Source organism: Streptomyces sp. NPDC048639 (assembly GCF_043199075.1).
GTDB lineage: Bacteria > Actinomycetota > Actinomycetes > Streptomycetales > Streptomycetaceae > Streptomyces.
The window spans coordinates 120,734-142,915 of the sequence record NZ_JBICVP010000005.1 but is presented as its reverse complement, the minus strand read 5'-3'; the positions used below and the strand labels follow the sequence as shown (position 1 = coordinate 142,915).

The window sequence follows — 22,182 nt, the reverse complement described above, 5'->3', positions numbered from 1 at the left end:
GTTCAGGGGGTGGGGCCCTCGTCCGCGGTACCGGACGCGGCCGGGTGTGCCTCCCGTGCGGCCCCGGCGCCGGCCCGCTCCCCGCGCAGCGGCGGCTCGTGCTGTTCCTGCCGGTCCGGCCGCACCTGCCGCTCGGGCGGCCCGGGCGGTTCGGGTCGCGCGTAGGTCCGCCCCTTCCAGGCGGCCCCCCGGCCCCGGTAGTGCTGTACGGCCGAGTCCACCGTCATCAGCAGATACAGCGCGGCGACGAACGGCAGCAGGGGCGCGAGCCACCACGGCTGCCCGTAGTAGCGGAGCATCGGCAGGTACGTCCCGCTCATCACCGCCCATGCCGCACCGGCCGTCACCGCCGCTGGGGTGTTCCCGTCCAGTGCGCCGCACAGCAGCACCACCGGCGGCACCAGATAGACCAGCGTCAGCCCCGCCACCGTCCCAGCCAGCAGCAGGGGATGGTGGCGCAGTTGGGTGTACGCGCTGCGCGAGACCATGCGCCACAGCTCGCCCAGACCTGGGTAGGGCCGCACGCTGTCCACCCGGTCGGCCAGCCCCAGCCAGATCCGCCCGCCACCGCGCTTGACCGCCCGCGCCAGCGCGACGTCGTCGATCACCGCCTGGCGGATGGACTCCGGGACGCCCGCCCGCGCCGCGGCGTCGTTGCGCAGCAGGACGCAGCCGCCCGCGGCGGCGGCTGTCCGCGTCCCGGGCCGGTTCACCCACCGGAAGGGATAGAGCTGGGCGAAGAAGTAGACGAACGCCGGGACGATCAGCCGCTCCCAGAGCGTCGCGACGCGAAGCCGCGCCATCTGCGACACGAGATCGAGGTCCGCGGCCCGCGCCGCACGCACCAACTCCCGCAAACTGTCCGGGGCATGGGCGATGTCCGCGTCCGTGAGCAGGAGGTATTCGGGGGCGGGGCCCTGGGCGCGGGCGAGCGCGATGCCGTGCCGTACGGCCCACAGCTTGCCGGTCCAGCCGGGCTCCGGTTCGCCGGGAGAGGACACCGTCAGCGGCAGACCCCCCGCCCCTGCGGCCAGTTCGCGCGCGATACGTCCTGTGCCGTCGGTGCTTCCGTCGTCGACGAGGAACACCGCGGCGCGGCCCGGGTAGTCCTGGGCGAGCAGGGACCCCAGGCTGTCCGGGAGCACCGCGGCCTCGTCCCGTGCGGGTACGACCACGGCGACGTAGGGCCACGCATCCGCCGTCCCTTCAGCGCCCCTTGCGGGCAGGCGTACCCCTGCCCGCCAGAAGCTCCCGTGGCCGAGCAGCAGCCACACCCACGCGGCGAACGATCCGGCAGCGATCCACGTCCATGCGCTCACGCGGGCAGTCTGCCGGACCGCACCGGTCACACCCCGCTGTGCAGGGGCGTTTCGCGGGCGCCGACGGCAGTGACCCTCGGTCGGCCCGCACGGCCGCGGCGCTGGGGCGGGTCCGGGGCACAGGCACGGTGCGTGTCTCTGCATCCGGCCGCCCCGTTCGGCCGGTCGGTGGGCGAGGGGCGGTCGGTGGGCAGATGAGCTCTCGTGCGGAATGACGGTGAACCGCGCCGAAAGAGCGTCCAACTCCGCACCGATCGCCTGGTGGAGCAAGGCCCGTATCCATTCGGAATCGGTGCTCTTGCGACTGCCGAACAGCTCGCGGGAAGCCACCCGCGGCCGCTCAAGGTGCAGTTCCGACCCGCGCAGTCCCCTTGTCGAACCGGTATCGACGTGAAAGTGCCCGAAATTCCCGACAGGGGCCCGAGGCAATTCCTCAACGGCGGGCCGGAGTGCCATTGACCTCGATCCGGGGCATGCGGGCCATGCTGCCGCAGCGCTCGTCAGGCCGATCGCGGCGATTCGGACCTGCGTCGGCCGGATCATCAGGACGGCGAGTGGGCGACGACGTGGCGCATTTCCCTGAGGGAACCTCTGGCATGTGAGGCGCCGGCGCCCTGAGGCTGCGGTCGGCGAGACCGAAACGATCGCGCCGAAATCCCCGCGGTACCGGGCCCGCAGGGTGGGGACCCGAGGCGATCGCATAGGGTTTGGCGGGTGAAGATCGCGCTGATTGACTCCGGGCTCGGACATCTGCCTGCTGCCGCCGCGGTCCGGCGACTGCGCCCCGATGCCTCTCTGATTCTCAGTTCGGACCCGGGCAGCATGCCGTGGGGGCCCCGTACGCCCGAGGACCTCACCGCGCACGCACTCGCCTGCGCACGGGCCGCGGCCGAGCACCGGCCGGACGCGCTGATCGTCGCCTGCAACACCGCGTCCGTGCACGCCCTTCCCGCGCTGCGCGCGGAGTTCGAGCCCACCCTGCCGGTCATCGGCACCGTCCCGGCGATCAAGCCCGCGACGGCGGCGGGCGGGCCCGTCGCGATCTGGGCCACCCCCGCGACCACCGGCAGCGACTACCAGCGTGGCCTGATCAAGGACTTCGCCGACGGAGTGGTGGCCACAGAGGTGGCGTGCCCCGGCCTCGCGGACGCCGTGGAGCGGGCGGACGAGTCGGCGATCGACGAGGCCATCGCCGCCGCGGCGCACGTCACCCCCGGTGACATCGGTGCGCTGGTCCTCGGCTGCACCCACTACGAGCTGGTCGCCGAGCGGATCCGGGCCGCCGTGCAGCAGCCCGGGCTGCCCCCGATCGCGCTGCACGGTTCCGCGGAGGCCGTGGCCGCGCAGGCGCTCCGCCGGATCGGTGCGGAACCGGATCCGGGCGCCGCGCCCTCGGAGCACCTGACCGTGATCCTCAGCGGTGCGGAAGCGGCGCTTCCGGCCGCCGCCCTCGTGTACGCCGAGGGCCGCGCTCTGACGGCTGCGAGCCCCGCCCCCCGGTAGATTCCGCACGCCGCGGGGCACCGGGCGCAGACGGCTCCACTCCCTCACCGCACAGGGCCGGGCACGGAAAGTCGTCGGCGACGACACCCTGCTGCCCCCGGCGATCACGGGTACTCTCACGTCCATGAGGGACCACCGCCACGGCGCATCCCGCGCGGCAGAGGGCGTCCCGGAGGTGTGGACCGGGCGTGCGGTCAATCGCGCCCAGTGGCCTCTCGCCGCTCTCGGTGCCGCCTGCATGGCCCTGGGAATCGAGCTCGCCGTGGATTCCCCGTGGACCGCGAGCATCGCGCCGCTGCTGATGTCCGTGATCGGGTGCGTGGCGACCGGTCTGCTGATCCTGTTCGGCACGCTCGCCTTTGTGCACGTCCATGTGCGGGTCGACGCGGAGGCGGTCGAGGTGCGCTGCGGCCATGTCGGTCTGCCGCGCCGCCGGATCCCCCTGGAGAACGTGGTGGGCGCCTACTTCGCACCCCGTGTCACACCCCACGAATGGGGCGGCTGGGGCTATCGCTGGCGCCCGGAGAAGGGCACGGCGGTCGTCGTACGACGTGGCGAGGGCCTGGTCGTACGGCTGGGGGACGGCCGGATCTTCACGGTGACCGTCGACGACGCCGAGGACGCGGTGCGGGTCATCCGCAACCGCCTCATCCGAATGGCCGAGCGGCGCCACACGGCTCAGGCCTGACACCGCTGACCCGCCTTGACCGCCCGAGACGGCCGACTCCTGACACCGCTCGCGTCTGAGGGCCCCGATCCTGACACCGCTCGCGCCCGAGAGCGCCGACTCCTGACACGGCTCGCGCCCGAGAGCGCCGACTCCTGACACGGCTCGCGCCCGAGAGCGCCGCGCCTCCGTCCCCGGTACCCCTGCTCAGGGGCCGCTTCCCGGCAGCGGCGAAGGAGCCGCCGCCCACGACGCGGCAGCGACCCGGGGCTCGGCGACCTGCCCCGCCTCCGCGCCCGGCCCATGGGCACCGCCCAGCGGGCGGGCCGTCGCCAGGCCCGCGAGGAATCCCATGCCGGCGGTGACCTGCGCGAAGCTCAGGGTGTTGCCGATGCTCGCCAGCGCGCCCACGACCGTCAGAGCCGCTCCTGCCGTGAGCACCACCTGCGTGGCCCGCGGCGAGTGCCACAGCGAGTGCAGCAGCCAGAGCGACGCCGCGCCCAGGAGCAGTACGCCCGGCATCCCCTGCTCGGCGGCAAGCTGCAGCACTGCCGAGTGCGGCTTGCCGTCCGGGCCTCCCGCAAGGCCCTGCGCCGCGGGGCTCAGATCGCCGAACCGGTCGGGACCGGCACCGAGCACCGGATGCGCCTCCGCCAGTGCCGCCGCGTCGTGCCAGAGCAGGACCCGCCGCTCGGTGAGCCGACTCTCCAGGGAGACCGCGAGGCCCTGGGGCAGCGCGTCCTGCGCGACCGCCCAGGCTCCTCCCGCGACGGCCGCCCCGGCGATGGCGAGCCCGGCCAGCCCGACAGCGCGGTGCCGGCGCATCGGGGCCGCGGCGAGCGAGCACAGCAGGACGGCGACCGCGGCCACGCATCCGGCCGGTGAGTCTGCGGCCAGGGCGGCGCCGGCGATGGCTGCGGCCAGCAATCGCAGCGCCGCGCGCAGTGCGGGCGCCCGGGCGGCCCATGCCGCGCAGCAGGCAGCACCGGCGGCGAGGGCGAACTGCGCCGCGTGCGCGCCGGTGTGCCCGGGCGGCGGATCGACGGCGACGCCGGGAAGCCCGTACGGAGCGGCCCACGCCAGCGCCGCGCCGGTGAGGGCGGCGATTGCCGGTACGGCGACGGGCAGGATCGCCCCGCCGATCCGGCCGCACGCATACCCCGCGGCGACGGCGAGGAGCGCGAGGAGCACCCCCTCGGGGCGGGCCTCCCGGCCCGCCGCCGTGATCAGCGCCCAGCCGGCGCAGCAGCCGAGGACGAGTACCCCCGTCACGTCGGCGGCGCCGCTTCGCCCCCTCTCGCCTGCGATTTCCCCTACGGCGGGCCTTGCGGCAGACGCCATCCCGTCAAACCCCCCTGAGACGGGCACCGCTTGCGGCGGTGGGGGGGACGCCGCCCGCGGGCACATGTGGGGCACACCGTAACGGCTGCGACGCGGGCGAGTGGAGCCATTGCGCGGAAACGGTGCGGTATGTGTGGGTGAGGGGACGCCAGGGACGGAACGCGTCGTCCGGATACGCTCGGGGTATGGCGACACCCGACTTCATCCGCGAACTGCGCGCCAAGGCCGGCCACCATCTCCTCTGGCTCCCCGGCGTCAGCGCCATCGTCTTCGACGACGACGGACGCGTGCTGCTCGGCCGGCGCGCGGACACCGGCCGGTGGTCGATCATCGGGGGCATCGGCGAGCCCGGCGAGCAGCCCGCGCAGACCGCCGTACGCGAGGTCCTGGAGGAGACGGCGGTGCGCTGCGTGCCCGAGCGGGTGGTCCTCGTACAGGCGCTGGAGCCCATGCGGTACCCCAACGGCGATGCCTGCCAGTTCATGGACATCACATTCCGCTGCCGCGCCGTGGGCGGTGAGGCGCGTGTCAACGACGAGGAGTCCCTGGACGTGCGGTGGTTCCCGCTGGACGCGCTGCCCGACCTCGAGGACTTCGCCCTCCTGCGGATCAAGCAGGCGCTGGAGGACGGCCCCGCATGGTTCGACCCCACCGTCGTGCCCTGAACTGTGTGCCGTCGCCACATCGGTGGTGAGGGGCCCGCTCCCTAGGGTTCCGCACATGACCGCGCCCCCACCGGGCCCCGGGCCCGCCGCAGCACCGGGCCCCGGCCCCGCCCCTCGCACCGTCGGCCTCGACCTCGGTGGCCGTACCGCGCTCGTCACCGGCGCCGCGAGTGGCATCGGCAGCGCCTGCGCGCTGCGCCTGGCGGCCGCGGGCGCCGAGGTACGTGCCGTGGACCGGGACGCCGACGGGCTCGCCGCCCTGGCCGAGCAGGCCGCCGGGCTGCCGGGAGTCCTCGAACCGCGCACCCTGGACCTCACCGACCTCGACGCCGCCGAGCAGGCCGCGGCCGGCACGGACGTCCTCGTCAACAACGCGGGTCTCCAACTCGTCCGCCCCATCGAGGAGTTCCCGCCCGAGGTGTTCTCCACGGTCCTGACGGTGATGCTGGAGGCGCCGTTCCGGCTCGTACGGGGCGCGCTGCCGCACATGTACGGGCAGGGGTGGGGCCGCATCGTCAACATCTCGTCCGTGCACGGACTGCGCGCCTCCCCCTTCAAATCCGCCTACGTCGCCGCCAAGCACGGCCTCGAAGGGCTCTCCAAGGTGGCGGCCCTCGAAGGCGCCCCCCATGGCGTCACCTCCAACTGCGTCAGCCCCGGCTACGTCCGCACCCCGCTCGTCGAGCGGCAGATCGCCGACCAGGCCGCAGCTCACGGCATCCCCGCCGACCGTGTCGTCTCCGAGGTGCTGCTCGCCGACTCGGCGCTGAAGAGGCTGGTGGAGCCGGAGGAGGTCGCCGAGGCGGTCGCGTATCTGTGCGCGCCGCCTGCCTCGTTCATCACCGGCACCTCGATCCCGCTCGACGGCGGATGGACCGCGCACTGAGCCCCTCCGGCGCGGGCGGGGACGGGCCGGACGGGAGCCCGGCGGGCGCTGCCGGCCCGGCGCGCTCCTCCGGCACGGGCCCGCGCCCCGCGCCGCCGCGCCCCGGGTCCTCGGAGCACCCGCCGCAGGCCACTGGCACACCCGGCCGCCCGGCAGGTATGTCTGGGAGCATGGCCCGCCCTCGTACGCCGCACTCCGCCGCCGAAGCCCCCTACCTGGAGCTTCTCGCCCGCGGTGCGCCCGCGGAGGAGTACGAGCGCCCCGTCCTGCGCGCCCGGGCCGACGGCGCGTCGGCCGAGGAGCTCGCCGCCCTGGAGAGCGGCAAACTGCTCGCGCTGCGGGTGCGGGGCGAGCTGGAGGGGCGGCGGCGCCGCGAGGCCGAGCTGTCCGCCCTGTTCGAAACGGCGCACGACCTTGCGGGGCTGCGGGACCTCGACGCCGTACTGCACGCGATCGTGCAGCGCGCCCGCTCGCTGCTGGGCACCGAGGTCGCGTATCTGACCCTCAACGACCCCGCGGCCGGTGATACGTACATGCGGGTCACGGACGGGTCCGTCTCCGCCCGCTTCCAGCAGTTGCGGCTCGGCATGGGGGAGGGGCTGGGCGGGCTCGTCGCACAGACCGCACGCCCGTACGTGACCGACAACTACTTCGACGACGAACGGTTCCAGCACACCCGGAGCATCGACGCGGGCGTGAAGGACGAGGGGCTGGTCGCGATCCTCGGCGTCCCGCTGGTCCTCGGCAGCGGAGTCATCGGCGTGCTCTTCGCCGCCGACCGCCGTGCCCGCGTCTTCGAGCGCGAGCAGGTCGCGCTGCTGGCGTCCTTCGCCGCCCACGCCGCCGTCGCCATCGACACGGCGAACCTGCTCGGCGAGACCCGTTCCGCGCTCGCCGAACTCGAGGCCGCCAACGAGATCATCCGGGACCGCAGCGGCGTCATCGAGCGCGCCTCCGACGTCCACGACCGGCTCACCGAACTGGTGCTGCGCGGCGGGGGAGTGGAGGACGTCGCCGACGCGGTGGCCGAAGTACTCGACGGCACCGTCGAGTTCACCGAGGCGGGGGCCGCGCCCGCGCAGGCCCTCGACCGCTCGCGCGCCGACGGCCACGCCGTACGCCACCGCGACGACTGGGTGGCCGCCGTCTCCGCGGGCGGCGAACTCCTCGGCGCCCTCGTCCTCCACGGGCACCCCGACCTCGACCCGGTCGACCAGCGCACCCTGGAGCGCGCGGCGATGGTGACCTCGCTGCTGCTGCTGGCCCGCCGCTCCGCCGGTGAGGCCGAGCAGCGGGTACGCGGGGAACTCCTCGACGACCTGCTCGACGCGCCCGACCGCGACCCGCGGCTGCTGCGCGAGCGCGCCGCGCGGCTCGACGCCGACCTCGACACACCGCATGTCGTTCTCTCCGCCCGCGTCGAGGCGTCGGGCACGGCGCCGGCCGGTCAGGAGACCGCCGACCGCCAGCGCCTGTGGTCCGCCGCCTCCCATCTGGCCGCCACCCGGCACGGGCTGGCCGCGGCACGCGACGGCGGCACCGTCCTCCTGCTGCCGCTGCGGGAGGGCGACGGTGCGGCCGCGACCGCACGGCAGACCGCCCGGCAGCTCGGTACCGCGGTGCATCACCCGGTCACGGTGGGCGCCTCGGCGCCCGTGCCCGAACCCGTCGCCCGGGCGGGATCCGTCGCCGCCGCCTACGCGGAATCGCGGCGCTGTCTGGAGGCGCTGCGGCTGCTGGGCCGGGCGGGACAGGGCGCCGCCGCCGAGGACTTCGGCTTTCTCGGGCTGCTGCTGGCCGACAACCGCGACGTGGGCGCCTTCGTCCGGCGCACCATCGGCGCCGTCACCGAGTACGACGAGCGTCGGGGCACCGACCTGCTCCGCACCTTGGAGGCGTACTTCGCCTGCGGCATGAGCCCGGCCCGTACGAAGGACGAACTCCACGTGCATGTCAATACGGTCGCCCAGCGGCTGGAACGCATCGGACGGCTTCTCGGCCCCGACTGGCAGGCCCCGGCCCGCTCCCTCGAGGTGCAGCTCGCGCTCCGGCTGCACCGGCTGGCCACCGCCGTCGACCGCTGACGGCGTCGCCCGGGGTGCGCGCCCGGACACCCTGCGGCAGCGTGGACTGCGGACGAATCCGTCCGAATCCAACACGACAGGAGGCAGCACGATGAGCTCCACGCGAAGCCAGAGCACCAGCCGGCGGCGCCCGGCCGCCAAGTCCGGCAGCACGGCGGGCAAGACGGGCGGCACCGCGCGCAGGACGGGCACCGCGACCAAGACGCGGAGCGCGGCGACCAAGACGCGCAGCACCGCGAGCCGGTCGAGTACCGCGACCAAGACGCGCAGCAGCGCGAGCCGGTCGAGTACGGCCACCAAGCCCCGGAGCACGTCGACCCGGTCGAGTACGGCGTCCAAGCCCCGGAGCACGACGACCCGGTCGAGTACGGCGTCCACATCGCGCAGCAGCGCGAGCCGGTCGAGTACGGCGTCCAAGCCCCGGAGCACGACGACCCGGTCGAGTACGGCGTCCAAGCCCCGGAGCACCACGAGCAAGACGCCCACCGCCGCGAGCCGGTCGGGCTCCGCGAGCCGGTCGAGTTCCTCGAGCCGGAGCACCAGCGCCGCGAGCAAGGCGAGCAAGGCCGGCAAGGCGAGCAAGGCCAGTGGCACCGCACGCAAGGTGAGCGGCGCCGCCGACAAGATGAAGGGCAAGGCCCGGGTCATGGCGGGCAAGGTCACCGGGGACAACGGGGTGCGCGCCCGGGGCGTGGCCGACCAGGCCAAGGGCAGGGCCAAGCAGGCGGTCGGCCAGGCCAAGCAGGCCGCCGGTCAGGCCAAGCGCAGCATCTCCGGGGCCAAGAGCACGGTGAAGAGCAAGACGCAGAGCAAGACGCAGAGCAAGACGCAGAGCAAGACGCAGGGCAAGGCACAGGGCAAGACGCAGAGCACGCGCCGGAGCGGGCCCAAGCGCTGACCGCCGACGGTCGCGCGACGCGCGGCTGCGCGGTCCGGCGGGGGCCGGCCGCGCAGCCGTCGTACGAGCGGAGGGTACGAGGGGGCTGCGGCGTCAGACCGTACGGGCCGGGGGTGCGGCCGTGGTGACGTCGGCGCCTTCCTCGGGTTCGATCGCCGCCAGATCCCGCTGCCGGGTCTCCCTCGCCGCCCCCACCGCGACCAGCGTGAGCAGGGCCGCCGAGATCACGTAGAGGGCGATCGGCGTCGCACTGTCGTAGTCGGCCAGTAGGGCGGTGGCGATCAGCGGAGCCGGGGCTCCCGCCGCCACAGAGGAGAACTGCGCGCCGATGGAGGCGCCCGAATACCGCATCCGCGTCGCGAACATCTCCGAGAAGAACGCCGCCTGCGGCGCGTACATCGCACCGTGGAAGACCAGGCCCACCGTCACCGCGAGCAGCAGGTTGCCGAAGCTCTCCGTGTCGATGAGTGCGAAGAACGGGAAGGCCCACAGGCCCACGCCCGCCGCGCCCAGCAGATAGACGGGCCGCCGCCCGACCCGGTCGGACAGGGCGCCCCAGGCCGGGATCACGGCGAAGTGCACGGCGGACGCGATGAGTACGGCGTTGAGCGCGGTCTGCTTGTCCAGCCCCGCCCGGGTGGTGGCGTAGACGAGGACGAAAGCCGTGATCACGTAGTAGCTGATGTTCTCCGCCATCCGCGCGCCCATCGCCACCAGCACATCCCGCCAATGGTGCTGCAACACTGCGACCAGCGGCATCTTCTCCACCCGGTCCTTGTCCGCAGCCTTGCGCTTCTCGGAGCGGGCGATCGCCTCCTTGAAGACGGGCGACTCGTCGACCGACAGCCGGATCCACAGCCCGACCAGCACCAGGACGCCGGACAGCAGGAACGGGATCCGCCAGCCCCACGCGGTGAACGCGTCGTCCGAGAGCAGCGCGGTCAGCGCGGAGAGCACACCGGTCGCCAGCAACTGCCCGGCCGGTGCGCCCGTCTGCGGCCACGAGGCCCAGAACCCGCGGCGCCGCGCGTCCCCGTGTTCGGAGACCAGCAGCACCGCGCCGCCCCACTCGCCGCCCAGTGCGAAGCCCTGGACCAGGCGCAGCACGGTGAGCAGGACCGGGGCAGCGGAGCCGATGGTGGCGTGGGTGGGCAGCAGACCGATGGCGAATGTCGCGCCGCCCATCAGCAGCAGGCTCAGCACCAGCAGCTTCTTCCGCCCGAGCCGGTCGCCGTAGTGGCCGAAGACGAGGGCGCCGATGGGGCGGGCGGCGAAGCCCACGGCGTACGTGAGGAAGGAGAGCAGCGTGCCGACGAGCGGGTCGGAACCGGGGAAGAAGAGCTGGTTGAAGACGAGAGCGGCGGCGGCGCCGTAGAGGAAGAAGTCGTACCACTCGATGGTGGTGCCGATGAGGCTCGCGGCCACGATGCGGCGGAGCGAACTCGGAGACGGGGGTGCGGAGGCCGGGGCAGCCATGGTCACCACTTCCGGGCGGGGACGGGGACGGGTTTCGTGTCGCCACACCGTAGAAATACGCAGGTCACCGGCACATGTGACGGGACACCATAGTTCGGCGTCCGGGTGTGCGCGCCACCACCATGCGGGGGCGCTCTGCGTGGCCCTCTGCGCGGCTCGTACGAGGGAGCGGACCGTACGAAGCGGGCCATGCCGTCCCCGGCGCCCTCGGGGAGGCGCACCTGTGCGTGCAAGGAACCGGCGTGAGGGCCTGCCTCGCGGGAGGACCTGGCCGTGAGCGAGCGGATCTCGTATCGGCGGTGGCGCTGGCGGTCCCCTCCCCGCGGGTATGGGAGCCGGCGGTCGTGCCGTTGCGCCGCTCCTCCGACCGCCCCGACCGCCGACGGCTCCGCTGCCCCGGAACGTGCCGGACCCCGCGCAGGTATGACGCGCAGGGGTGCCGGGCACGCGCGGCTCGACCGGCGATTTTGGCCCGTGCGTTCCCGCCCGGGGAAGCGCGGGGCCGGATCGCGCAGGGATCCGTGACGCCCGACGGGAGGGGCAGGCGTGGCAACGAGCACGGTGGGGCAGCGGCGGCCGTCGGCGGCCGGACTGCGGAACGTGCCTGCGCGGGCACGCGAGTGGGTCTCGCGAGCGGCCGGGGCGGAGGGGCACGAGCGTCACACGCTGCTACTGATCGCCAAGAGCACGCTGGCGGCCACTCTGGCGTGGGTGGTCTCGTACGACGTCCTGGATGCCGGGTCGCCGGCGTTCGCGCCCTTCTCGGCCGTGCTCATCATGCACGTGACGGTCTACCAGTCGCTGGTCCAGGCCCTCCGCTACGTCGCGGCCGTCGCCCTCGGCGTGGCCGTGCAGGCGGCGTCGGGCCTTCTCGGAGGGCCGGACCTGGCGACGTTCGTCCTGGTGACGCTGATCGCACTGGCCCTCGGGCGGTGGCCCGCTCTGGGTTCGCAGGGTCCCCAGGTCGCCACAGCCGCGTTCTTCGCCTTCTCGACCTATGCCGCCGCGACGACCCGAGCGGCCAAGGCCGAGCAGCTCGGGGAGATCGTCATCCTCGTCCTGATCGGCTGCGGGATCGGGGTGGCCGTGAACGTGCTGGTCGTGCCGCCCATGCGCTACCACAGTGCGGAATACGGCATCCGGACCCTGGCTCACGCTCTGTGCGACCTGGTCAGCGACATGCACCCGGCCCTGCGCGACGGCGCCCCGACCGATGAGGACACTCGCCGGTGGCGTCGCCGGGCGGAGCAGACCGGGGAGCTGGTGACACAGGCCCGGAGCGGTCTGCGGACCGCGCAGGAGAGCATCTACTACAACCCGCGCCGACTGCTGCGCCGGCATCGCGGGCGGGCCGGCTTCGACGGGTACGGCGCGGTGCTTGACGCGCTGGAACGGACCCTCCACCAGACCGCCTCCCTCACCCGCAGCCTCGACCAGTGGCACGAGGACCGAAAGGACCACCGTCACGGGCCGTTCCTCGCGAGCTACGGCGACTTCCTCGCATCGGTGGCCAGGATCAGCGCAGTGCTGGGCGAGTTGCGGGAGAGTGCGCTGCCGGACCAGGCGCGTGAGCTGTGCGGGCTGGCGGACGAGGCACAGGAGTGCCGCAGCAGGGTGGCCGAGCGGGCCGAGCGGGACGCGTTGCCTCTCGCGGACCCGACCCGGCCGTACGGGGTGTTGCTCGTCGAAGCGACCCGGCTGATGGAGGAGTTCCAGCACACCTGCGACGTACTGCAGTGCCACGCCGAGCGCTGACCTCGGCTCCCATTCTCCCGGCCTCCCGCCCTCTGACCTCGGTTCCCGTTCTCCCCCTCCCGCCCTCTGCCCGCGGTTCCCGTACTCCCCTCCCGCCCTCTGACCTCGGCCTTCCGGGCTCCCGCCGCCTTCTGACCTCGTCCTTCCGGCCACCCGCTTCTGACTTCGGCCCTCCGGCCTCCCGCCCTCCCGGGCGGGCCATGACCTCCTCCGGGAGGTACGCGGCCGCTGCCGTACTGCCGGAGATGTACGGGAAGGCACTCCTCGAGGCCGATGCCGCGGCAGGGGGCCGGGCGGCAGGGTGGGTGGTGTCACGGACGGCGTGAGCGGCCCCCCGGGGGGATCGGAACGAGCGGCCACCCCCTGGGGGACTCGTCGCCACCGTCGGACACGTGACCGCCGCCGGCAGGACGGCTCCGCAACGCTGCGGGAGCCCGCGGACGCCGCGGCCCGCGAGAGCGGACCCCGGCCCCGCGACCACCGCGCGGACCACACACGGGCCAGGACCGCGGCCCGCCACCACGGCCCGACCGCGTACCGGCGCCGCTCCCACCCCTCCCGGGAAGGCGCTACGCACTGCCTTCGGGCACCAGGAGCAATGATGGCCAGGACCCTCCCCGTCTTCTGCTACCACTCCGTCGCGGACGACCCGCCCGCGTGGATCGCCCCGTACACCGTCACGCCCCGGGACCTCGCCCGGCAGCTCGGACTCATCAGGGCCGGAGGCCGGATCGTCATCCCGCTGAGGCAGCTCGTCAGTGCGCTGCACGGCGGCCCGCCCGTCCCGGAGCACGCGGCCGTGATCACCTTCGACGACGGGTACTCCGACTTCGCCACCGCCGCGGCCCCGCTGCTGGCCCGTTACGACGTACCGGCGAGCGTGTTCGTCACCACGGGAGCTGTCTTCCCGCGTCTGCCCGCGCACAGTTTGCTGCCGCCCTCCGACATGCTCACCGTGCAGCAGCTGCGCGAACTGGACCAGGCCGACTTCGACATCGGGGCCCATTCCCGTACGCATCCTCATCTGGAGGCGGTGACCCGGGAGATGGCACGCCGGGAGATCGAGGAGTCCAAGCGGGAGTTGGAGGACATCCTCGGCCACGCCGTCCCGCATTTCGCCTATCCGCGCGGCAGTTCCAGCCGGGCGACACGACGGGCCGTACGGGAGGCGGGCTTCACGGCCGCCTGTGCGGTGGGCAACGTCCTGTCCTCCGATCGGGACGACCCGGTCCGCATCCGCCGGCTGCTCGTCCGGTCCACCACCTCCGACGAGCAATTCGGGAACTGGGTCCGCGGGGGCTCGACATGCCGTCCGCTGCGGGGAGTTCAGGAGCTGGCCGGGCGGACGTTCCGGCGGACCCGTCCCGGCCACCGACGTATCTGACGACCTCTCACATGCGAAGACGCCAAGGCTGCGGCGAACCGGAGGCGGCGAACCGGAGGGGCCGCGCCAGGAGGGGGAGTCATGCACGCCACTAGGCGCGGGACCGCTCCGGCGACTACCGTGCGTCCGCTCTCTGCGGATCGGGCGCCGGCCTCCGCGGATCGGGCGCCGGCCTCCGCGGATCGGGCGCGGGTTGATGCCGGGGCGCCCGGGCGGCGCCCACCGTCACAGCAGGGCGCAACGGACGTCCGGGGGCAAAAATCCGCCACCTGGCGGATGTTGCCCGCGCGCCCCCAGCGCATGCTCAGCCAGCCGGAACCCGCCGTCAGGCGACCAGTGAACGGAGGGCTTGTAGTGCTCCTCTCCAGGGAGGAAATCGCGCAATGATCTCTTGCCGCTGGGGAGTGGGCGCGTTTTCCGCACCGCCGTGCCTCGCGGACGGCCGTCCCGGGGGGGACGACCGGCCGCACCGGACGGATTCCCGCGCACACGCTGGTGCCGGCACCACGGGCGTCGCACACTTGAGACATCGGCCTCCAGGCGGAGGGAGGCAGGGATGGGCGACGTCCCCGTAGGGCTGCTCGAGCGAGTCGAGGCTGCCCACCTCGAGCGACTCGTCCTCCAGGCCTCCCGTGGCGTGGGACGCGCCCTCCTTGTCGAGGGAGAGCCCGGGATCGGCAAGACGGCACTCCTGGATCTCACGGGGGTGTACGCGGAGCGCCTCGGGCTGCGCGTCCTCAGCGGTGCCGCGGAAGAGATCGAGCAGCGCCTGCCGTTCGCGGCGATCTCCACCTGCCTCGGGAGCCGTACCGCCTCCGGTGACGCCCACGAGGCCGGCGTCGGCGCCCTCATCCGCGGCGAGGGATGGGCCGGCGCACCCCTGGGCGTGGACGCGGCCGACGCCGGGTTCGCGGAGTCCTTCCTCGCTCAGGTCGACGAGTTGTGCGCGGCGGGCCCGCTGGCGCTGGTGCTGGACGACCTGCACTGGGCGGACCAGGCCAGCCTCGGGGTGCTCGGGGAACTCGGCAGGTCGCTCGGCCAGCTCCCGCTGCTGCTGGTCGGCGCGTACCGCACCGCGCCCCCGCGCGGCCAGGACCTCGACCGTCTGCGCCGTGTCCTGCTGGCACAGGGAGCCACGGTGCTGCCGCTGGAGCCGCTGGACGACGACTCGGTCCGCGAACTGGTGACCCAGATGCTGGGCGCCACCCCCGGCGCAGGACTGCTGCGGCTGGTGAAGGACGCCGGCGGCAATCCCCTCTACATCACCGAACTGGTGGAGACGCTCACGGCTGGTGACCGGATCCGGATCAGCGAGGGCACGGCGGAGACCACGCTCGCCCCCGACAGCCCGTCGCCGGGAGCCGCGGTCCTGCACCGGCTGGACTTCATGTCCCCGGACGCGCTGTCCGTCCTGCGCGTCGCCTCCGTGCTCGGGTCCTCCATCACCGTGGAGGACCTGGCCGCGGTCGCCGAACGACCCGTGCCCGACGTGCTGGGCATCCTCCTCGACGCCTGTGACGCCGGTGTCCTCTCCGAGCGAGGCGGCCGGTTCTGGTTCCGGCACACCGTGATCCGGCAGGCCCTCTACGACCACCTGCCGATGCCGCTGCGGGCGGCGCTGCACCTGGAGGCGGGCCTGGCGCTCGCCGGAACGTCCGCCGCGCCGGAACTGATCGCGGGGCACCTGGACATGGGGACGCCGTCGGGCAGTCCCCGTGTCGTCGACTGGCTGGTCGGGCATGGCGAGCACCTCATGGTCAGCATCCCGAAGGTGACGGTCGAACTGCTGCGGCGGGCCCTGGACTACGCCGATGCCGCCGAGCCCCGCCGCTTCCGGCTGCGCATCCTCCTCGCCGCCGCCCTCCTGCGCTCGGGCCGGGCGGCGGAGGCCGAGGATCAGGCGCGCCAAGTGCTGGCCCACCACCACGACCGCGCCTCCGAGGGCGCCATCTGGTGGATCCTGGCCCGCGCCCCGTACGTGGCCGGCCATCCCGACCTGGCCTGGGCCGAGATCGAGCACGCGCTGCGCTCGGTCTCCCTCTCCCGCGTCGAGACCGTACGGCTCCAGGCATTCGGCTCCGTCGTTCTGCTGACGCTCGGGCAGCTCGAGCGTGCCGGGACGACCGCGCGCCAAGCCGAGCGGGATGCCCGGGAACTCGGTGACGTCAACGCCCTCTCGGACGCCTTCCAGACCCTGGCCGTGCTGCACCATCTGCAGCGGCGCACGCCCGAGGCGCTGGACCTGGCCGACCGTGCGCTGCGGATCGCGCAGGAGTCCAACGCCCCGGTGGACAAGCAGATCCCGCTGCACATGATCCGCGGTCACTGTCTGCTGGCGCTGGGCCGCACGCAGGAGGCAGACGACGCGATGCGGGCGGGCCAGCAGGTCGCCAAGCAGCTCTGGGACCACGTACCGCTGTGCGATCTGTCCCGGGCGCTGGTGATGTTCGCCGACGGACGGTGGGACGACGCGCTGGCGGAGATCCAGGCCGGTCTCGAACCCTCCGGCCAGTCACTGCCCAGGGCCCTGCACAGCCTGGCGGCGGTCATCGCCGTGCACCGCGACGACCTGGCGACCGCCCGAGCCCACCTCTCCGAAATCGGCACCGCGCAGGACGGGTCACCGGACGGAGGGTTCTACGCGTTCCTCGCCGCCTGGGCGGCCTGCCTGGTGGACGAGGCGGAGGGCGACTCCGACCGCGCCTTGAGCCGGTGCCTGGACTCCAGCCGGCAGGGGCTGGCGACCGTGATGTGCTCGGTACTCGCGTTCTTCGCACCCGGGGCGGTGAGCCTGGCGCTGAGTTCGGGGAACACCGACGCCGCTCGCGAGGTGACGGCCGCGATCGAGTCCCAGGCTGCTGCCGGCGGGGCGGACGACGGGATGGACGACCTGACCGGGATCGCCGCCCACTGCCGCGGCCTGCTGGACAACGACGCGGACACCCTGCAGAAGGCGGCGAGTTACTACGACAGGTTCCCCTGGGTCCTCTTCCGCGCCCGCTACTACGAGGACGCGGCCGCCGTACTGGCTCAGGCGAAACGGCTCTCCGAAGCGCGCGTGATGCTGTACCGCGCCATGGACGTCTACGCCGATCTCAATGCCACCTGGGACGCCACCCGGGCCGCCTCGCGGCTGCGGGCCCTGGGGGTCCGCCGCGGCCATCGCGGACTCCGGGGCCGTCCCGCCACCGGCTGGGACAGCCTCACCGACACCGAGCTGGCCGTCGCCGCCCTCGTCGCCCAGGGCCTGTCGAACCCGGAAGTGGGGGTACGTCTGCGCATCTCGCGCCGGACCGTGCAGACCCATGTGTCCAACATCCTGTCGAAGCTCGGCCTCGCTTCCCGTGTCGAACTCGCCACCGTCGTCACGGCGCACGGACTGGCCACGTCCGCCCGGGGCCGGACATCCCCCCGGTCCGGCGAGGAAGGGAGCACCTACACCGTCAGCGGCCGCGGCCTACCGCACCGTTGAGCGGTGCCGGGGAGACGCGCGGCGGCGGCACGGTGCCCACCCGGGCACGGGGGAGTACGACCAGAGATCCGACAGATGGCGAGGAAAGATGAGCGGGCCGAACGGCGACCTGCCGGGCAGGGCGGCGGAACTCCGCACCCTGGATGCCGTCATCGCCCGCGCCGGGACACGATCGCGTACGGTCCTGGGGACCCGGTCCGGCCGGGCGGTCCTGGTGGAGGGGGAGCCGGGCATCGGCAAGACGGCCCTGCTCCGGGCCAGTGCGGCCGATGCGCGCAGCCACGGCGTACGGGTGCTGGAGGGCGCGGCCGAACAATTCGAGCGCCGCGTCCCGTTCGCCGCTGTCGGCCGCTGCCTCGGGATCGGCGCCGCGGACGGCGACCCACGGGTGCGGACCGTCGCGGAAATGATCCGCGGCGAGGGCCAGCCGAACGCCATGCAGGCCCGCGACGCGGACTTCGCGATCGTCGAGGCGATCCTCGCGCTGCTCGACGAGTGGTGCGCCGCCGGCCCGCTGGCCCTGATGATCGACGACGTGCACTGGGCGGACGAGGCGTCCCTGCTGCTGCTCCACCGGCTCGGCAAGTCCCTGTCCACCCTGCCCATGGCCGTCGTGTGCGCGTACCGCCCGGTGCCCGACGAGGGGCTCGAACGGCTGCGCCGCAGCCTGATCTCGCGGGACGCCCGCGTGCTCACGCTGGGTCCGCTGGGCGACGACGCGGTCTCGCGGGTGGCGGAGGATCTGCTGGGCACCGCCATCGGACCGCGGCTGCGCCGCCTGCTGCGCGGGGCGTCGGGCAATCCGCTGTTCGTCACCGAGGTCGTGGAGGCCCTGGAGCGGGACCGGCTGATCCGCGTCGCCCAGGGCACGGCGGAGGCCGTCACCTCCTCCGTCCCGCAGTCGCTGGCCTCGGCGGTCCTCAGCCGGCTGGAGTGGATCTCCGACGCGGGCCTGTCCCTGCTGCGGGCCGCCTCCCTGCTGGGATCGAGCTTCACGGTCTCGGACCTGTCGACGGTCACCGGCCACTCGGCGGCCAAGCTCGTCGAGCCGATCCTGGAGGTCGTACGGAGCGGCGCCCTGACGGAGTGCGATGACCGGCTGGCCTTCCGCCACGACCTGATCCGGCAGGCCCTCTACGAGTCGACGCCCTCGCGCGCGGCCTCGCACACGGCTGTCGCCCGCGCCCTCGCGCGCAGCGGCGCACCGGTGGAGCGTGTCGCCGAGCACCTGCTGCTGGGCGCCGGATACGGCTGGGACGGCACGGTCGATTGGGTGCTCAACAACGCAGGGACGCTCATCCTGCGCGCGCCCGCCCTCGCCGTCGAGCTCCTGGGCCACGTGCTCAAGGAGACCGCCTCCGACGACGCGCACGGCGACACCCTTCAACTCATGCTGGCGTACGCCTTGTTGTGGGAGGGGCGGGCACCCGACGCGCACGAACGGGCCGAGACGGCCCTGAGCGGTCTGCACGACACCGCTCTGCGCGGCGAGTTGCTGTGGGTCCTCGTGCAGGCCGACACCGTCGCCGGACAACTCGAAGAGGCCGCGCAGCGGGCCCGGGACGTCCTGGACTCGGACACGCTCTCCCCGGAGGAGACACTGCGCTTCCAGGGATTCCTCTCCACGGCGCTGTACTTCCTCGGAGATCTGGACGAGGCGGAATCGGCCGCCCACCAGGTCCGGGAACGCGCAAGGGAGCTCGACCACACGGATGCCATGACCGACGCGCTCCAGACGCTGGCCGGGATCCACCAGGTGCGCGGGGAGACCGCCGCGGCCGTGGAGGGCGCGGACCACGCCCTGCTGTCGGGGCGGGCCCAGCCCATGAACACCCACCGTCAGGTGGCGCTCCAACTCATCCGTGCGGCCTGCCTGTTCGAGCTCGACCGGGGACCGGAGGCGCAAGCGGGTCTCGAGGCCGGGTTCGCACTCGCGGAACGCAGCGGCGGCATCCTCCTGGCGACCTGTCATATGTGCCGTGCCACCTTCATGTTCCACTGCGGACGCTGGGACGACGCCCTCGCCGAGATCGACGTCGCCCTCGAACACCCCGCCCATCTGGGCATCCCCCGAGCCTTCCAGGGACTTGGGGCGCTCATCGCCGCGCACCGCGGTGAATTCGCCGTCGCCAAGGCCCGGTTGGCCGCCGCGGAGCAGGTCGGCACCCCCTCGCCGACGACCACCTACTACGAGTACCTGGTCCACTGGGCGCAGCAGATCCTCCAGCAGGCGCAGGGCCACGGCCAGGAGGCTCTGAAGGATCTGAGGCATGGCTGGCGGCACGGCTTCGGGCCCGTGACCGGCCGTGCGATCCCCTGCCGCGCCGCCGATCTGGTGCGCCTGGCCCTGGAGTCGGGAGACCGGGCGACGGCGGAGGAGGTGACGACGTCGCTGGAGCTCCGTATCGCCTCGGAACAGCACGCCACCGTCAGGATGCGCGGGATCGCCGCCCACTGCCGGGGGCTGCTCGACGGCGACCCCGCCGTCATGGCGACCGCCGCCGTGGCCTACGGCGGCAGCAATTGGGTCGTCTCCCGCGCTCAGTACCACGAGGACGCCGCCGCCGTACTGGCCGGGGCGGGCAGGCCGGACGAGGCGCGCAAGGAACTCGACACTGCCCTCGGCATGTACGCGGATCTGCACGCGGACTGGTGCGTCGAGCAGGCCGAGGCGCGGCTCGGTGCGCATGGTGTCGTACGGCGGCGGCAGCGCCGCGAGCGGCGCCCGACCAGCGGCTGGGCCGCCCTGACCGAGACCGAGCACCGGGTGGCCGCGCTCGTCGCCGAAGGGCTGTCCAACCCCGCCATCGCGGCGCAGATGTTCGTCTCCCGGCGCACCGTGCAGTCCCATGTCTCCAGCATCCTGGCCAAGCTGGCCCTGTCCTCGCGGGTGGAGCTGGCGACGTACATCGCCGGCCGCCTCTGACGCTCCGGCGGGCCGCTGATCCGCGGCGCACCGCCACGCGGGAGGTACTCCGCCCGGCGCGGGCGACTGGTGTCGGAATTCGGGAACCGCAACGGTGATCTAGCGTGGGCAGGGCGACGGCGTCACCGAATGCGCCGCTCGCGGTACGAAGCGGATGCGGGACGTCCCACGGAGGCGTCATGACGGTGCGGGTACTGCTGGCGGACGACCAGGAACTGGTCAGAGCCGGATTCAAGCTGCTCATCGACTCCGATCCGGAGCTGACCGCGGTCGGCGAGGCCGAGGACGGCGCCCAGGCCGTCGAGCTGGCCCGCAGCACGCACCCCGACGTCGTCCTGATGGATATCCGGATGCCCCGGGTCGACGGGATCGAGGCCACCTCGATGATCATGGAGGACGAGGACCTGGCGGGCGTGAAGGTCCTCGTGCTGACCACGTTCGGGCACGACGAGCATGTCTTCGCCGCCCTGCGCGCCGGAGCCGGAGGCTTCCTCCTGAAGGACACCCCGCCCACGGAGCTGCTGAACGCCGTGAAGGTGGTGGCGCAGGGGGACAGCCTGCTGTCACCGAAGGTGACCCGGCAGCTCATCGAGGCGTTCGTCTCCCGCCCGGACCAGCGCGCCGACCCGCCCGACCTGACCATGCTCACCGACCGTGAGCGCGAGGTGCTGACCCTGGTCGGCCGCGGGCTGACCAACGGCGAGATCGCCCGGGACCTCGTGCTCTCCCCTCTGACGGCCAAGACCCATGTCAGCCGGATCCTGGCGAAGCTCGACGCCCGCGACCGTGCCCAGCTCGTGGTGATCGCATACGAGTCCGGGCTGGTCCGGGCACAGTCCTGAGCGCGCGTTCGGCGCGGAGGGTAGGTATGGGCGCGGAACGCGTGCGGCGGTCCCGGACCGGGCCGCCGGTCGCGCCCGTCAGCCCTCGGTCAGGACGGGAGCCGCCGCTTCGGGGTCGGCCGGGAGGAAGGAAGGCGCAGCGGTGCGGTGCTGCGCGGCCGCGACGGCATCCGGTGCGAGGGACAGCGGCGCGGGACCGACAGGGGCGGCCCCGTTGAGGGCGGACCCTGTGCGGGCACCGGGGGCACGATCGGCGGGTGCATGGCGGTCCGGCGGCCGCGGCAGCCGGAACCATACGGTTGTGGCGCCCTCGTACGTCTCGACGCCGCACGCGCTCGCGAGCTGGCGCATCAGCAGCAGGCCGTACCCGCCGGTGCGCAGGGCGTCCACGTCGGCGTCGTCCTCGATGGGATCGTGCCGCAGGTCCGGCTCGCCGCCGCCGTCGTCGCAGACGCATACGGTGAGGCTCCTGGCGTCCAGGAGCAGCTGCATCCGCAGGTGGGCGCAGTCCGCGACATGCTGGTAGCCGTTGGTGACCAGTTCGCTGACCAGCAGTTCGAGGTCGTCGGCCGTGGCCTCCAGCCCCCAGGCGGTGAGCTGATCGACGATGTGGGCCCGGGCCTCGCGGGGCGCGGTGTCGGAGGCCTGCTGCCTCCAGGTCTCCGCGGCGACCAGCGGTGGCACCTCGAGCTCGCGCTCGGCGGGGCGCACCTGCCGCCACGTGTGTTGCAGTGTCTGCTTCTCGATGCGGAACGGCATCGTGGGTTCCTCTCGGGCCACATGGCCATCCGGTACGGATCCCCCGATCACCTCCAGCGTGAAGCGGCGGCTTCGCTGCTGTATCCGCCACTTGGCGGCAATCTGTGCGATGTGCCGCGAATCAACCCCTTGGCCGGGCTGTGGCGGGCTCGGTTGCCGTGCGAGGGCGGGGTGCGGGGGGATCGAACCGGTCGTTCGGCGATCC

The 22,182-nt window shown here is 73.4% G+C and carries 15 protein-coding genes; 11 read left to right on the top strand and 4 right to left on the bottom strand.

Going from position 1 to position 22,182, the window contains the following annotated elements:
• Positions 1 to 2: 2 nt before the first annotated feature.
• Positions 3 to 1,319 carry a glycosyltransferase gene (locus ACGFNH_RS15490; RefSeq protein ID WP_393653815.1) on the bottom strand — a complete coding sequence of 439 codons (1,317 nt, stop codon included), beginning with the start codon at positions 1,317 to 1,319 and terminating at the stop codon, positions 3 to 5.
• A gap of 714 nt (positions 1,320 to 2,033) precedes the next feature.
• Between ACGFNH_RS15490 and ACGFNH_RS15485 the strand changes: the two genes are divergently transcribed.
• The gene (locus tag ACGFNH_RS15485; RefSeq protein ID WP_393653814.1) at positions 2,034 to 2,822 is read left to right on the top strand and encodes a glutamate racemase; all 789 of its coding nucleotides are present in this window, start codon (positions 2,034 to 2,036) and stop codon (positions 2,820 to 2,822) included.
• A gap of 124 nt (positions 2,823 to 2,946) precedes the next feature.
• The gene (locus ACGFNH_RS15480; protein WP_393653812.1) at positions 2,947 to 3,510 is read left to right on the top strand and encodes a hypothetical protein; all 564 of its coding nucleotides are present in this window, start codon (positions 2,947 to 2,949) and stop codon (positions 3,508 to 3,510) included.
• 186 nt (positions 3,511 to 3,696) lie between these two features.
• On the opposite strand, the gene ACGFNH_RS15475 is transcribed toward ACGFNH_RS15480, so the two are convergent.
• Positions 3,697 to 4,830: an O-antigen ligase family protein gene (locus tag ACGFNH_RS15475; protein WP_393653810.1), complete on the bottom strand. Its 1,134-nt coding sequence runs from the start codon at positions 4,828 to 4,830 to the stop codon at positions 3,697 to 3,699.
• A 185-nt stretch (positions 4,831 to 5,015) separates the two neighbouring features.
• On the opposite strand from ACGFNH_RS15475, the gene ACGFNH_RS15470 reads away from it, so the two are divergent.
• The 4 genes from ACGFNH_RS15470 (at position 5,016) to ACGFNH_RS15455 (ending at position 9,363) form a co-directional block, all read left to right on the top strand.
• A complete protein-coding gene (locus ACGFNH_RS15470; protein WP_393653808.1) occupies positions 5,016 to 5,495 on the top strand; it encodes an NUDIX domain-containing protein in 480 nt (159 codons plus the stop codon).
• A gap of 55 nt (positions 5,496 to 5,550) precedes the next feature.
• The gene (locus ACGFNH_RS15465; RefSeq protein ID WP_393653806.1) at positions 5,551 to 6,381 is read left to right on the top strand and encodes a 3-hydroxybutyrate dehydrogenase; all 831 of its coding nucleotides are present in this window, start codon (positions 5,551 to 5,553) and stop codon (positions 6,379 to 6,381) included.
• Between the two features lie 158 nt (positions 6,382 to 6,539).
• Positions 6,540 to 8,465 carry a helix-turn-helix domain-containing protein gene (locus ACGFNH_RS15460; protein ID WP_393653804.1) on the top strand — a complete coding sequence of 642 codons (1,926 nt, stop codon included), beginning with the start codon at positions 6,540 to 6,542 and terminating at the stop codon, positions 8,463 to 8,465.
• Between the two features lie 91 nt (positions 8,466 to 8,556).
• Positions 8,557 to 9,363 carry a CsbD family protein gene (locus ACGFNH_RS15455; protein WP_393653803.1) on the top strand — a complete coding sequence of 269 codons (807 nt, stop codon included), beginning with the start codon at positions 8,557 to 8,559 and terminating at the stop codon, positions 9,361 to 9,363.
• A gap of 93 nt (positions 9,364 to 9,456) precedes the next feature.
• Here ACGFNH_RS15455 and ACGFNH_RS15450 read toward each other — a convergent pair whose 3' ends face one another.
• The gene (locus tag ACGFNH_RS15450; protein WP_393653801.1) at positions 9,457 to 10,839 is read right to left on the bottom strand and encodes an MFS transporter; all 1,383 of its coding nucleotides are present in this window, start codon (positions 10,837 to 10,839) and stop codon (positions 9,457 to 9,459) included.
• Positions 10,840 to 11,385: 546 nt separating this feature from the next.
• Between ACGFNH_RS15450 and ACGFNH_RS15445 the strand changes: the two genes are divergently transcribed.
• The 5 genes from ACGFNH_RS15445 to ACGFNH_RS15425 all read left to right on the top strand — a co-directional run bounded on the left by ACGFNH_RS15445 (position 11,386) and on the right by ACGFNH_RS15425 (position 21,218).
• Complete coding sequence (locus tag ACGFNH_RS15445) at positions 11,386 to 12,594, top strand: aromatic acid exporter family protein (RefSeq protein WP_393653799.1); 1,209 nt, start codon at positions 11,386 to 11,388, stop codon at positions 12,592 to 12,594.
• A gap of 601 nt (positions 12,595 to 13,195) precedes the next feature.
• Positions 13,196 to 13,978 (top strand): polysaccharide deacetylase family protein, encoded by a 783-nt coding sequence (locus tag ACGFNH_RS15440; protein ID WP_393653797.1) that lies wholly within the window; start codon positions 13,196 to 13,198, stop codon positions 13,976 to 13,978.
• A gap of 556 nt (positions 13,979 to 14,534) precedes the next feature.
• The gene (locus ACGFNH_RS15435) at positions 14,535 to 17,450 is read left to right on the top strand and encodes an ATP-binding protein (protein WP_393653795.1); all 2,916 of its coding nucleotides are present in this window, start codon (positions 14,535 to 14,537) and stop codon (positions 17,448 to 17,450) included.
• Positions 17,451 to 17,538: 88 nt separating this feature from the next.
• Positions 17,539 to 20,376: an ATP-binding protein gene (locus ACGFNH_RS15430; protein WP_393653794.1), complete on the top strand. Its 2,838-nt coding sequence runs from the start codon at positions 17,539 to 17,541 to the stop codon at positions 20,374 to 20,376.
• A 179-nt stretch (positions 20,377 to 20,555) separates the two neighbouring features.
• The gene (locus ACGFNH_RS15425; RefSeq protein ID WP_393653792.1) at positions 20,556 to 21,218 is read left to right on the top strand and encodes a response regulator; all 663 of its coding nucleotides are present in this window, start codon (positions 20,556 to 20,558) and stop codon (positions 21,216 to 21,218) included.
• 78 nt (positions 21,219 to 21,296) lie between these two features.
• Here ACGFNH_RS15425 and ACGFNH_RS15420 read toward each other — a convergent pair whose 3' ends face one another.
• Positions 21,297 to 21,977, bottom strand: a complete 681-nt coding sequence (locus ACGFNH_RS15420; RefSeq protein ID WP_393653790.1) for an ATP-binding protein — start codon at positions 21,975 to 21,977, stop codon at positions 21,297 to 21,299.
• Positions 21,978 to 22,182 lie beyond the last annotated feature (205 nt).